The sequence below is a fragment of the Thalassospira profundimaris genome, from assembly GCF_003326795.1.
Classification (GTDB): domain Bacteria; phylum Pseudomonadota; class Alphaproteobacteria; order Rhodospirillales; family Thalassospiraceae; genus Thalassospira; species Thalassospira profundimaris_C.
The window spans coordinates 76,881-88,895 of record NZ_JPWI01000008.1 but is presented as its reverse complement, the minus strand read 5'-3'; the positions used below and the strand labels follow the sequence as shown (position 1 = coordinate 88,895).

The window sequence follows — 12,015 nt, the reverse complement described above, 5'->3', positions numbered from 1 at the left end:
ACGTTACTGTCGTCCTTTGGCAAGGAAATCTTCCACAAGACGCGACATGTCAAATGTGGCCCCGCCCTGTACCGGCGGATATTTCGCCAATGTTTGCAGGTGATCGGCAATCAGGACATTCATCGGCTGGACCTGCCAGGATACCTTTTGGGCGAGATGCCCATAGGAATCGATGCTGTCATAACTTTCGAACGGATCCATCCGAAGGTTGAACACCATGGGGAAGTTACGCGGTGTCATGTTGTCGTAATAGTCTTCCTTGGTGGCAAAGTGCCATTTCCATGGCCCCATGCGCACAGCCGTCAGCTGACTTTCAAAGTAATAGAAGATGTGATCACGGGCTGATTTGTCCGTTTCACCTTGCCAGTACGGCAGGTTGTTCACACCATCGATATACTGGCTCTGTTCATCCATCACCTTTTTGGCTGCATCGTCGATGCCTGCCGCCGCGGCAAGGGATGTGAACATGTCCTGATGGCCCTGAATACCATTCAGGGTCCGGCCCGGTTGCAGGTTACCCGGCCAGCGGATCATGGAAGGAACGCGCACACCGCCTTCGTAGGTCGTCATTTTTTCACCGCGGAACGGCGTGGTTGCCCCGTGGGGCCATGATGCATGTTCCGGACCGTTATCGGTCGAATACCAGATGATGGTATTGTCAGCCAGACCCTGCTGTTCCAGCCAGTCCAGTACAGTGCCGATATCGTGGTCATGCTGAAGCATGCCACTGCCGTGATAATCGGCCTCGGACGTGTATTCCTCGGCGGCATAACGCCACTTGTCATCAAGGCGGGTGTATAGATGCATGCGGCTGGTATTAAGCCAGACAAAGAACGGTTCATTGGCGTCCTTCGCAGCGGTCATGAAGCTCAGGGCAGCCGGGATCACCTCGGCGCTGTCAAATTCCTTCATGCGTTCCTGTGTCAGCGGGCCGGTATCCTGAATCATCTGTTTGCCGACACGGCCAAAACGTGGATCAACGGTGCTGTTATCTTCGTCGGTGGCAAAGCTGTGAAGAACGCCGCGCGTGCCAAAACGCTTGTCATATTCTTCGACCGAACCTGCAAAGTCCTTGGCGAAACGCTGGTAGTCACGCTGTTCGGACTCTTCCTGCGTGTTCAGGTGATAAAGATTGCCAAAGAATTCGTCAAATCCGTGAACCGTCGGCAAATGTTCATTGCGATCACCAAGATGGTTCTTGCCGAACTGACCGGTGCGATAGCCTTCTTCCTTGAGAAGTTCGGCAAGCGTCGGAGATTCTTTTTGCAGACCAAGTGTTGCACCGGGCTGCCCAACCGTTGTCATGCCCGAACGGATCGGATATTGACCGGTGATAAAGGCAGCGCGCCCAGCAGTACAGCTGGGCTGTGCATAATGGTCGGTAAACTTGATACCTTCATTGGCAACACGGTCAATATTGGGTGTCGTGTAGCCCATGGTACCAAGACCATAGGCGGACACGTTCTGCCAGCCGATATCATCGCCCCAGATCACAAGGATATTGGGTTTGTTCTGTCCCGAGTTATCTTGCGCGGATACGACACTTGTCGTTCCGATAACCGAACATGTCAGCATTGCTGTAAATAGAAATCGCTTCATCGTCTGCTCCTTGAAACAGGGCATGTGTGATGTGCACACAAATGACCGCATCCATACCAGTCGGTGGTATTGAGAGCGGCAACGTGTTTCCTTCAGGACAGGAACGACCATCACGTTCAGGTTTTGGTAGATGCGGGACCAAGACGATGTGTCGCCAACGGAACAGATGCCTCCGAGTTGTATCCGTATCCGGTGGGGCTTTTCTTATATTTCGTCCATGATACCGCACAACCACCTGAAATTGAATAAGATAATCCAAAAACCCAACTAATACACAAATCCGCAACAAATAAAAAAATGCCGACCCCCGTAAAACGGGGGCCGGCCAGGCCGCACTCGAGCGGGAAAAGCTCGCGGGGTCGGGGAATAAATGTGCGGCCCGTTTCTGATGCGTATTCCTGTTTGTTAATGTCCGCCACCGCCACCAGCGGCCTGCGCGCGCGGTGGTTTGGCAAATGGTAGCAACAAGAAGGCGATAAAGAAGGTTACGGCCATCGCAAGATAGACATCATTAAACGAAATGATCGATGCCTCGCGATTGACCAGATTGACAATGAACTTCATAGCCGCGGCATGCGGATCGGCAATGCCCATCTCGGAATAGCGTGCGATCACGGTTGCCAGATATTCCTTGAAGGCGTTGCTTGCCGGATTGATATGCTCGGACAGAAGCGAGAAATGATAGTCAATGCGCTTATCGAGAAGCGTGTTGATTGCCGCCATGCCGATCGCGCCGCCAAGGTTGCGCATCAGGTTATAAAGCCCGCTGGCATTCTTGATCTTTTCGGGCGGCAAGGTGCCGAGCGCAAGGTTGGTGATCGGCAGCATACAAAACATCAAGGCGGCACCGCGCACGATCTGCGGGAAAATCAGCTCGTTGAACGAAACTTCGCTGGTATTGAAGCCGTGCATGGCAAGACCGGTTGCAAAAAGCACAAGCCCGATCCCCAGCACCACACGCGGCGGGAATTTCGCGGTCAACCGACCGGCAATCGGGGCCGAAAGGAACTGGGCAACACCGGTGACGGCCATGATCATACCGATCTCAAGACTGTCATAGCCTCGCACGCGGCTAAGCATCAGCGGCATGATATAAACACTGCCATAAAGCCCTATGCCAAGCGTAAAGCTGAAAATGCAGCCCATGGTAAAATTGCGATCGGAAAAGGACTTCAGATCAACTATCGGCTTGTCGTAACTGAACATGCGCCAAAAGAAAAAGACGCCCGCAATCACACAGGTAATCGTGCCATAGATAATTGCGGTTTCATCAAACCAGTCATCCTTGGGTCCTTCGTCCAGAACATATTCCAGGCTGCCAAGAAACACTGCCATCGCCAGAAGACCGGTAACGTCAAACCCCTTGAGAAGCGATCTGTCGCCCTTGTCGATCCTGAGCGTCAGGGCAACCACAGCTGCGATCAAAAGGCCCGGCACAACATTGATCAGAAACAGCCAGTGCCAGGACATCGATTGCGTCAGGAATCCGCCCAGCGTCGGTCCAATGGTCGGTGCCATGGTCGCAATCAGGCCGATCATCACCGATGCGCCATTGCGCTTTTCGGGCGGGAAAATGATATAGGTCGTGGCAAAGACGGTCGGGATCATCGCCCCGCCAAGGAACCCCTGGGCCGCACGGAACCAGATCATGCTTTCAATCGACCAGGCAAAGGCCGACGCAATCGACATGACGGTGAAACCGATTGCCGACATCACAAACAGCCAGCGTGTAGAAAACAGCCGCGACAGGAACCCTGAAAGCGGGATCATCACGACCTCGGCAATCAGGTAACTGGTCTGAACCCAGCCGATTTCATCGGGGCTGGCAGACAGGCCTGCCTGAATGTTTTCAAGCGAGCTCGCCACGATCTGAATATCCAGGATCGCCAGAAACATCCCCACAACCATCGCCACCCAGCCAATGAACTGGGCATTGTCCACGTGCTGGCCTGCATCGGGAATGGCTTGCGGTGCGGACGGGCCTGCGCTGGTTGCCGAACCGCTCATCAGTTAAGCTCCGAGACTTCCGTGGACGGAATGATATTTTCGGCAAGTCCCGATCCTGCAATATGCCGGGATCCGTCAGCATCGCGGGTATCGACATCAACCACAACCGAAAGCCCCGGACGCAAGGCAGCCGCCCATTTACTATCGTCAAGCGAGATACGGATCGGCACACGCTGGGTGATTTTGGTGAAATTGCCGGTCGCATTCTCCGGCGGCAACAGGCTGAATTGTGCGCCGGTTGCCGGGGCAAAGCTTTCGACCTGACCAGTGATATCTGCATTCGGGAATGCATCTATTTCAATCCGGACCTTCTGGCCATGGGCCATGTGTTCGATCTGGGTTTCCTTGAAATTGGCCACAACATAAACGCCCGGCAACGGCACCAGAACCAGAAGCTGCTCGCCCGGCTGGACCAGCGCGCCGGTCTGAACCGAACGGTTCCCGACCACGCCATCAAACGGGGCATAGATTTTGGTGTCATCAAGTGCCTGCATCGCCAGGTTGCGGGCTGCCTGAGCCTGACTTACGGCACGCTCGGCTTCGATCTTCTGGGCGCGCAAAACACCCAGACGGCCCTTTTCAACGGCCAGCGTCGCATTGGCCGCAGCAACCTGTGCCTGCGCTTTCTGACGGTCGGCCTTGGCATAGTCGAATTTCTGACGGCTTGCCGCACCCTTTTTGACCAGATCCTGATAGCGCTGGAAATCCTCGGTCGTACGATCCAGTTCGACCCTGGCAATGCGAACATTGGCACCAGCTTGCTCGATTGCGGCTTCCTGCAAGGTGATCTGTTCGTCCATGGTAGTCACAGCAGACTGGCGCGCTTCAAGGGTTGCGGTCGCCTGCGCGACTTCAAGACGATAATCCTCGTCCTTGATCGACATCAGAAGATCCCCCTTGCGGACCGACTGGTTTTCTTCAACTGCAAGCTCGCCAACATAGCCAGATACCTTGGGTGAGATGGCAACCTCGTCTGCCTGCAAATAGGCATTGTCGGTACTTTCAAAGTACTGACCCTCGGTCACCCAGTAGAACCCGTAATATCCACCGCCACCGATAACCGCCACAGCGATCAGGGGCAGGATGATTTTCTTCACACTCATTGTCCTGCTAAATCCTTTTGGTATTGATCAGTACCATTTGTGCATTTATGGTACCAATCAGTACCAACCGTCAAGTACCGAATTGGAACAAATCATTTGTCTGACGCAAAAAAGATCGACCCCAGAACACTGAAACGCCGCGAAGCCATGATCGAGGCGGCGAGAGAACTGTTTTGCGAACATGGACTTGCGGGCACGACACTGGAAATGATCACGGCCGAGGCTGGCGGATCACGCCGAACGATCTATGAGCTGTTTGGCAACAAGGATGGTGTCTTCGAGGCGGTCATTCGCGATTGCACCGGCCGGATCACATCAATCATGGCCGATCTTGAACTGTCGCAATTGCCGTTGCGGCAGGCGCTTATTCATTTTGGCGAAACCTTGATGACGCTTTTGACCACGCCAGACACCATTCGCTATATGCGGCTGTTTCTGGCCGAAGTGCCCCGCTTCCCGCACCTTGGGAAGGTGTTTTATGAAAGCGGCCTTATGACCGGTCGCCGGATCATTACATCCTATTTCGAACGCCAGATGGAAGAAGGCAAGTTTCCCAAGAACGATCCGAAACAGGCCGCTGTCTTTTTCACCAGCCTGCTTAAGGCCGACTATGACTTCCGGCAAATGACCTATGTGGGATGGGAACCTCAGGCCAAAGATTTGCATGCCCATGTCATCGCTGCGGTCGATATGTTTCTGCGCGGCTATGGCATTGAACCTGGCAATAGCCACGCAGATGGCTCGCCAATCAAACCTGAATTTGATTGAGCCAGGACCTGCAGACAATGCCGGCCTTTTTGTCCAGTGACTCCCCAAGCATCTTCGCATCAGCGCGAAGCCGGGGGATATTTATACCAGCACCCGCCAGTTCTGCTGTGTGACCAATCAGCCATTGCTCAAAACCAGTTGATGTTGCCTCTGGATGGAATTGGAACGCAATAATGTTCTCACCCAGGGAAAAGGCCTGGTTTTCATATAGCTGACTGCTTGCCAGAAGCTGCGCACCTCGCGGCAAATCAAAAGTATCACCGTGCCAGTGCAAAGTTGTCGGGCTTTCATGAAAAACCGCCAAACATGATTTCTGCCCGGCTTCGGTAAGTGTAATCGGAGAAAAACCGATTTCCTTCACTGTCCCGGCATACACACGGCTTCCGGCTGCCCGCGCAATCAGTTGTGCGCCAAGGCAGATTCCCATCGTCGGCCAGCCACGTTCCAGTCGACTGGCAATAAAACGGATATAATCCGTAAGAAAGGGATAGTTGCGTTCATCATGCGCGCCGATGGGCCCCCCAAGGACGATCAATAGATCGGGGTCCAGTGTTGCCAATCGTTCCCGGTCATCGATACCGACATCATGATAGAGAATTTCATATCCCGCTGCCCTTATCGCCGGGGCAAAAGCACCAAGGCTCTCAAACCCGACATGACGAATGGCGATTGCTGTTTTCCCCATCGGCGGCTCCCTTAGTTTATCGTGCCGGGCATTTTCAAACCACCGGCAGCTTCAAAGACATCGGTCACACACAAAAGTGGATCATGAACGCTGGCATTCACCTGCAAGGCAGCCGTCACCGCATCAAAATTGGCCCCTTCAAGATCAGCTTGTGCATCAAATGGGACCGTCACGACCAGACTGTCCTGGGTAAAGCGCGGATGCCAACCGGGACTGTCGATCAGAATAGGAAGGCCCGGCCAGGTTTTGGGTAGGTTGGGTGTTGCGCCCTCGGGAATATCGCGCACCTTCAACCCGTTCTGCCCACAGGCGTCATCCGGCACAAGAACCACCCAATGCGAATGCCAGCGACGGCCGTCATTTTCCGGATCTCCATCACCGTCTTCATCAAAAAGAGGTGTGTCATCAAAGTCTGGATGAGACGTTACCGCAAACGACAGAATACCAGCATCTGCATCAAAACCGATTACAGAGGTATCAATCGAGGTTGGCCACACATATGACCACACCGGAGCGCCTGCCAATTGTCCGTGTGCATCTGGTGTTTTGGTTCCTGGACGCCCCTTGAAATACATGGTGAATTCAAGGCTTGTATGTTTGCGAACGATATCTGCATGATGAATGTCAAATGCAGGGTGATCCGCAGTCAGGGGAGCTTCAATCTGGTGTGCATATGCTGAGCTTTCAATCAATCCTGAAATCAGGATGGCGCCAGCCAAGGGGAGAATACGTGCAGTCATTTTGCGATCCTTGTGATAATAGTATCGAGTCGCTATTATCTATATTCGCAGACCGCGAGAAGGTCAATTATTTAGTATCGAGTAGCTATCAAAATGAATACCGACGCACATAAGGCGGCAGATCTGATCGAACGGATCGCCCGCCTGATGCAGGCCGAAGAACAAAAAGGCCAGCTAAACCCGGCACAATGGGAAGCATTACGCTATCTTGCCAAAGCCAACCGCTTTTCAAGAACGCCAGCCGCACTTGCAGAATATCTCGGCTCAACGCGCGGGACGGTGTCCCAAACATTGATTTCACTGGAGAAAAAAGAGTGCATCAAGCGCACGCCCAGTGCTCGCGACAAACGCTCGGTGGATATTGCCCTTACCCCACTGGGACAACAGCACCTGACAAATGACCCGCGGCAAAAACTCGCTTCCTGCATCGAAGCAACCCGGAACGGCTTGTCCCTGCAAGAGGCCCTTTCACACGTTCTGAATGAGGCAATCCTTCGTAACAATGCGAAAAGCTTTGGAATTTGTGCAAGCTGCCGCTTTTTCCTGCGGACGGACAACCCCGAACACGCTGGCGCGTCACATCGTTGCGGGCTTTTGAACGTGCCGTTGTCAGACAAGGACGCTGAAAAAATTTGTGTTGAGCACGAAAAGTAATCTTGCGCTAATCGGCGTTGAGTGCCCCATTGGTCGCACGAAGAGAAAAATTCTGCGCGATTAGCCCCTTATCCAGAACAGAACCGGATCAGAAGACTTCAAGAACTGCCCGATCTGCGAGCAGCCCGCGCCTAAAAGTATCTGACACTTTTTATGCAAACAGGGTCAGCAGTCGCCAAGCTATCGGACCAAGCATGGTCAGGACGCCGCCCCACATCATAGTGACGCCCCAGTTCCGATCACGATTGGTAAACCCGAAACCAAGCAGGCAAAAGCCGATAACGCAGATGATCAGAACAATGATGTTTTCGGTCGCCAAGTTCATGACAGCCCCCTTTTTGCCAAACCTTAATGCGTGGCGGAGTCTTCGCCGCCTTGCATCAATGCATGCAGTTTAGAACCATTTCGGTTCGACCTTCTTTGATCCGGATCATGCGCACTGCAAAATACAATTGATCTGTCACCTGCTTTGAAATTTGCGCAATCATGCCCGTAAATGCCGGACAAACATGCGCTTTTCCAACGCGCGAACCCGCACAAACGCACCTTCTTACAACACAAGAATCCGCAATTGAACGAATGACTACAGGTAAGTTGCGTCGCCCTCTTTGATTTTCTGATGGGTTCCTGTATGTTGCGGGCTCCCGACGCGGCCAGGGCGCTCCCTCGCGCGCCGGAAGACAAAGATTAACCATCTTGAATGGCAGCCGCGCTGCATTCCGGCCGCGGCCAGCAAGGGAGTATTCTATGAGCAAGATTCAAGTTAAGAATCCGATCGTCGAACTTGACGGCGACGAAATGACCCGGATCATCTGGGACTTCATTAAAAACAAGCTGATCCTTCCGTATCTCGACGTTGACCTGAAATACTACGATCTTTCGGTTCAGAAACGTGACGAGACCGACGACCAGATCACCATTGATGCGGCAAACGCCATCAAGGAACACCGCGTTGGCGTCAAATGCGCAACCATCACCCCTGATGAGCAGCGCGTTGAAGAATTCGGCCTGAAAAAGATGTGGAAGTCGCCGAACGGCACCATCCGCAACATCATCGGCGGTACCGTTTTCCGCCAGCCGATCATCTGCAACAACGTTCCGCGTCTGGTTCCGGGTTGGACCCAGCCGATCGTTATCGGCCGTCACGCATTTGGTGACCAGTACCGTGCGACCGACTTCAAGGTTCCGGGCGCAGGCAAGCTGACCATCAAGTTCCAGCCGGCAGACGGCGGCGAAGCCATCGAACACGAAGTCTTTGACTTCCCGTCTTCGGGCGTTGCGATGTCGATGTATAACCTTGATGATTCGATCAAGGGCTTTGCACGTGCTTGCATGAACTATGGTCTGTCGCTCGGTTGGCCGGTCTACCTGTCGACCAAGAACACCATCATGAAAGCCTATGACGGTCGCTTCAAGGACCTGTTTGAAGAAGTTTTCCAAACTGAATTCAAAGACAAGTTCGAAGCCGCTGGCATCACCTACGAACACCGCCTGATCGACGACATGGTTGCATGTGCGATGAAATGGAACGGTGGTTTCGTTTGGGCTTGTAAGAACTATGACGGCGACGTTCAGTCTGACACCGTTGCGCAAGGCTTTGGCTCGCTTGGTCTGATGACCTCTGTTCTGATGACCCCGGATGGGCAGACCGTTGAAGCAGAAGCGGCCCACGGCACCGTTACCCGCCACTATCGCCAGCACCAGCAGGGCAAAGAAACCTCGACCAACCCGATTGCGTCGATCTTTGCATGGACCCAGGGTCTCAAGTACCGTGGTGAGTTCGATGGTACCCCGGAAGTCGTCAAGTTTGCAGAAACCCTTGAAAAAGTTTGCGTCGATACCGTCGAAGCAGGCTTCATGACCAAGGATCTGGCACTGCTGATCGGTCCGAACCAGAAATGGCTGACCACCACCCAGTTCCTCGACAAACTGGACGAAGGTCTGAAAGCTGCAATGGCCTGATCAATCTGATCACGCTGGCTGCTTTGCCAAATATCAAGGCCCTCGCCGATCACTCGGCGAGGGCTTTTTCTTTGTCACCCTGGTTTGCATTTCTGCCAGTTGATTGCGGATAAAAAGAACCCCGCCGGCGGGGGACCAGGCGGGGTTTCCAGTTACCTGCGGTCTGGGTGCAGACCGCAGCGGTCAAAGCAGGATCAGCTGCTTTGCGTGGGAACTATTATGCTGCGGTATCGCCGGTATCACCTGTGTCTCCCGTGTCACCGGTATCCGGCTCGCCATCATCGGGGGTGTCCCCGGTATCGCCGGAATCCGGGCGGGTCAGCTCTTTCCAGCCATGGGTGATAATTTCCTGCTCGACATCAGGATCAACGTCAGGGCCAGTCGCCGCGCCAAAGACGCGCTGGATACCAGGCGGCAACGCGCCGGCAAGTCCAGGCGCATTTGCAATACCCCGCGGCATGCTTTTTCCACCAACTTCGCCTTCCTCGCCTTCTTCACCTTCGGCCGAAGCCGCACCCCGTCCTACGCCCCCGGACTGGAGACCAAGACCCTGTGCGCTTGACCGTGCTGCGGCACTGTTTCCTGGACCATCGGCACCGTTGCCACCACCGTTTCCATTGCCGTTGCCACCACCATTGCCATTGCCATTGCCGCTGTTCCCCGGACCATCGGGGCCGCCCGAACCGCTGTCGCCATTGGCGCCACCGCCATTGCCGCCACCATTACCGTTGCCACCGCCATTGCCGCCGGAATTGCCGTTACCGCCACCGTTACCGTTACCGCCACCGTTACCGCCGCCGTTTCCATTGCCACCGCCATTACCATTGCCTTGCGCAACGGCGGTATTGCCCGACAGGTCAAACTTCGTGAAATCAAAGGAGACCGGAGCTGCAACCAGTGCAAAGGCACCAAAGCCCAGAATTCCAGCCGTCACCATCTTGTTGCGAAGTGATTTGTTCATTTGGATTGCCATCTTAAAGCTCCAGTCCGTTGTCCAGGATTTCGCGTTCTTTGCTGGGACAACGCACCGGTTGAACATATTCTTCCCCAACCTCGAAAATAATTTTCAAAACTTTTTTTAAACTGTGACGGAAGAAACAGCCCCGCGCGAACGTTATATGCACAATAGAACCCAGAAAACCGAAACGGGACATCAGGTTTGGACACCGCACTTCGCTCAGAATTGGCTGATCTTCTGCCACGTGCCTTGCGGTTTGCCAGGTCATTGACGCGCGACGCCGTCGCTGCCGAGGATCTGGTACAGACTGCTTATATAAAGGCGGTCGAACGGATCGAACAATTCGAACCGGGCACGCGACTTGACAGCTGGCTTTATCGCATCATCCAGACAAGCTGGATTGACGAGAAGCGCCGTGACCAGCGACGTGGCAATGTCATTTCGTTTGAAGATGCGCGTGAAACGGCTCTTCCCATGCAAAACCATGGCGGAACCGACCGGATTTTCCTGCAAGCAGCCATGGCATCACTGGTTGAAGATCAGCGTGCGGCAATGACACTGGTTTTGATTGAAGGATACAGCTATCGCGAAGCTGGCGACATATTGGGCGTTCCCGATGGCACGGTCATGAGCCGCGTTGCACGCGCCCGCAAGATACTGGCCGCCCTGCATGACGACGATAGCAATTTGACAAATATGACGGCATCCAGCGAGGTTCGCCATGACCACTGAACTCAAGGAACAGGATTACGTCCTGTTGTCAGCCTATATCGACGGTGAACTTGCGCCGACGGAATGCCGCAAGCTTGAAGACCGGATTGCAAATTGTCCTGTCCTGACGCGGCAATTCAACATCATGGCCGGGCAATCGATTGTCTTGCGCAACCAGTCTGACCGCTTGCTGAATGACCGGGTCTATCCGGAACTGAGCAAAAGCATCGCCGACATCCTTGATCAGAAGCCGGTTGCCAAAAGAAATCCCGCCCATGAGCAGACCGAAAGTCCGCTTAAGGCGCGTGCTGCAAACAACAATACCGCGATCTGGACCGGCGTCGGTGCGGCTGCCGCTGTCTTGCTGGCCTTTGTTGGAGGCAACTGGTTCAATGAAAACCTGACCAATGATCCGGTGGTATTGGCCCCAAAGACCGACACCCATCTGGCGTCCTTCTTGCAGATTGGTAATCCGGTTCTTGATCGCGAAATCAGCCTGACCCTTGAAAAAACCCTGAGCGGTGACATCCGTCATGTTGCACTGGCGCAGAACCAGACCCGCGACAGCGCATCCGACATCCAGATCGAACCCTTGCGGACCTTCCGTCAGGGCGGGCGTTTCTGCCGTGAATATCGGGTGACTTTCCCGGTCGATGCGGCCACCGCAACCCAGGACGGTTTTTATGGCCGTGCCTGTCGCACGGGCGAAGGACAGTGGGAAACGGTTTATCGCCTGATTCCCGGCGTTGAACTTCCCGACCTTGAGGAAGCTACCCCCTCGAAACACAAACTCTAAGACAGCCGACAACGACGAAGAAGGGGTTTCGT

The 12,015-nt window shown here is 54.1% G+C and carries 12 protein-coding genes; 5 read left to right on the top strand and 7 right to left on the bottom strand.

What is annotated here, in order from left to right; translation table 11 throughout:
- Positions 1 to 3: 3 nt before the first annotated feature.
- The 3 genes from TH30_RS13160 to TH30_RS13150 all read right to left on the bottom strand — a co-directional run bounded on the left by TH30_RS13160 (position 4) and on the right by TH30_RS13150 (position 4,709).
- Positions 4 to 1,599, bottom strand: a complete 1,596-nt coding sequence (locus TH30_RS13160) for an arylsulfatase (RefSeq protein ID WP_114098670.1) — start codon at positions 1,597 to 1,599, stop codon at positions 4 to 6.
- 405 nt (positions 1,600 to 2,004) lie between these two features.
- Positions 2,005 to 3,606, bottom strand: coding sequence for a DHA2 family efflux MFS transporter permease subunit (locus TH30_RS13155; RefSeq protein ID WP_114098559.1), 1,602 nt, complete (start codon positions 3,604 to 3,606; stop codon positions 2,005 to 2,007).
- Positions 3,606 to 4,709: an HlyD family secretion protein gene (locus TH30_RS13150; RefSeq protein WP_114098558.1), complete on the bottom strand. Its 1,104-nt coding sequence runs from the start codon at positions 4,707 to 4,709 to the stop codon at positions 3,606 to 3,608. The genes TH30_RS13155 and TH30_RS13150 overlap by 1 nt, the downstream gene beginning before the upstream one ends.
- Before the next feature lie 96 nt (positions 4,710 to 4,805).
- Between TH30_RS13150 and TH30_RS13145 the strand changes: the two genes are divergently transcribed.
- Positions 4,806 to 5,477: a TetR/AcrR family transcriptional regulator gene (locus TH30_RS13145; protein ID WP_114098557.1), complete on the top strand. Its 672-nt coding sequence runs from the start codon at positions 4,806 to 4,808 to the stop codon at positions 5,475 to 5,477.
- Here the strand turns inward: TH30_RS13145 and TH30_RS13140 are convergent.
- Complete coding sequence (locus tag TH30_RS13140; RefSeq protein WP_114098556.1) at positions 5,458 to 6,162, bottom strand: glutamine amidotransferase; 705 nt, start codon at positions 6,160 to 6,162, stop codon at positions 5,458 to 5,460. The genes TH30_RS13145 and TH30_RS13140 overlap by 20 nt on opposite strands.
- A gap of 11 nt (positions 6,163 to 6,173) precedes the next feature.
- Entirely contained in the window at positions 6,174 to 6,902 is a 729-nt protein-coding gene (locus TH30_RS13135; RefSeq protein WP_114098555.1) for a hypothetical protein, read from the bottom strand.
- A 147-nt stretch (positions 6,903 to 7,049) separates the two neighbouring features.
- On the opposite strand from TH30_RS13135, the gene TH30_RS13130 reads away from it, so the two are divergent.
- On the top strand, positions 7,050 to 7,556 hold the full coding sequence (locus TH30_RS13130) for a MarR family winged helix-turn-helix transcriptional regulator (RefSeq protein WP_258548721.1): 507 nt from the start codon (positions 7,050 to 7,052) through the stop codon (positions 7,554 to 7,556).
- Positions 7,557 to 7,707: 151 nt separating this feature from the next.
- On the opposite strand, the gene TH30_RS22120 is transcribed toward TH30_RS13130, so the two are convergent.
- Positions 7,708 to 7,881 carry a hypothetical protein gene (locus tag TH30_RS22120; protein ID WP_181850277.1) on the bottom strand — a complete coding sequence of 58 codons (174 nt, stop codon included), beginning with the start codon at positions 7,879 to 7,881 and terminating at the stop codon, positions 7,708 to 7,710.
- A gap of 422 nt (positions 7,882 to 8,303) precedes the next feature.
- Between TH30_RS22120 and TH30_RS13125 the strand changes: the two genes are divergently transcribed.
- The gene (locus TH30_RS13125) at positions 8,304 to 9,518 is read left to right on the top strand and encodes an NADP-dependent isocitrate dehydrogenase (RefSeq protein ID WP_114098553.1); all 1,215 of its coding nucleotides are present in this window, start codon (positions 8,304 to 8,306) and stop codon (positions 9,516 to 9,518) included.
- Positions 9,519 to 9,735: 217 nt separating this feature from the next.
- Here TH30_RS13125 and TH30_RS22115 read toward each other — a convergent pair whose 3' ends face one another.
- On the bottom strand, positions 9,736 to 10,479 hold the full coding sequence (locus tag TH30_RS22115; RefSeq protein ID WP_258548720.1) for a hypothetical protein: 744 nt from the start codon (positions 10,477 to 10,479) through the stop codon (positions 9,736 to 9,738).
- A 198-nt stretch (positions 10,480 to 10,677) separates the two neighbouring features.
- Between TH30_RS22115 and TH30_RS13110 the strand changes: the two genes are divergently transcribed.
- Both TH30_RS13110 and TH30_RS13105 read left to right on the top strand, forming a co-directional pair.
- Positions 10,678 to 11,208 carry a sigma-70 family RNA polymerase sigma factor gene (locus TH30_RS13110; RefSeq protein WP_114098551.1) on the top strand — a complete coding sequence of 177 codons (531 nt, stop codon included), beginning with the start codon at positions 10,678 to 10,680 and terminating at the stop codon, positions 11,206 to 11,208.
- Positions 11,198 to 11,983, top strand: a complete 786-nt coding sequence (locus tag TH30_RS13105) for a hypothetical protein (RefSeq protein WP_114098550.1) — start codon at positions 11,198 to 11,200, stop codon at positions 11,981 to 11,983. The genes TH30_RS13110 and TH30_RS13105 overlap by 11 nt, the downstream gene beginning before the upstream one ends.
- Positions 11,984 to 12,015 lie beyond the last annotated feature (32 nt).

What these genes read in the sequence shown, in the direction of transcription:
- TH30_RS13160 (WP_114098670.1), bottom strand. Translation starts at nt 1,599, where the DNA reads ATGAAGCGATTTCTATTTACAGCAATGCTGACATGTTCGGTTATCGGA.
- TH30_RS13155 (WP_114098559.1), bottom strand. Translation starts at nt 3,606, where the DNA reads ATGAGCGGTTCGGCAACCAGCGCAGGCCCGTCCGCACCGCAAGCCATT.
- TH30_RS13150 (WP_114098558.1), bottom strand. Translation starts at nt 4,709, where the DNA reads ATGAGTGTGAAGAAAATCATCCTGCCCCTGATCGCTGTGGCGGTTATC.
- TH30_RS13140 (WP_114098556.1), bottom strand. Translation starts at nt 6,162, where the DNA reads ATGGGGAAAACAGCAATCGCCATTCGTCATGTCGGGTTTGAGAGCCTT.
- TH30_RS13135 (WP_114098555.1), bottom strand. Translation starts at nt 6,902, where the DNA reads ATGACTGCACGTATTCTCCCCTTGGCTGGCGCCATCCTGATTTCAGGA.
- TH30_RS13130 (WP_258548721.1), top strand. Translation starts at nt 7,050, where the DNA reads ATGCAGGCCGAAGAACAAAAAGGCCAGCTAAACCCGGCACAATGGGAA.
- TH30_RS22120 (WP_181850277.1), bottom strand. Translation starts at nt 7,881, where the DNA reads ATGAACTTGGCGACCGAAAACATCATTGTTCTGATCATCTGCGTTATC.
- TH30_RS13125 (WP_114098553.1), top strand. Translation starts at nt 8,304, where the DNA reads ATGAGCAAGATTCAAGTTAAGAATCCGATCGTCGAACTTGACGGCGAC.
- TH30_RS22115 (WP_258548720.1), bottom strand. Translation starts at nt 10,479, where the DNA reads ATGAACAAATCACTTCGCAACAAGATGGTGACGGCTGGAATTCTGGGC.
- TH30_RS13105 (WP_114098550.1), top strand. Translation starts at nt 11,198, where the DNA reads ATGACCACTGAACTCAAGGAACAGGATTACGTCCTGTTGTCAGCCTAT.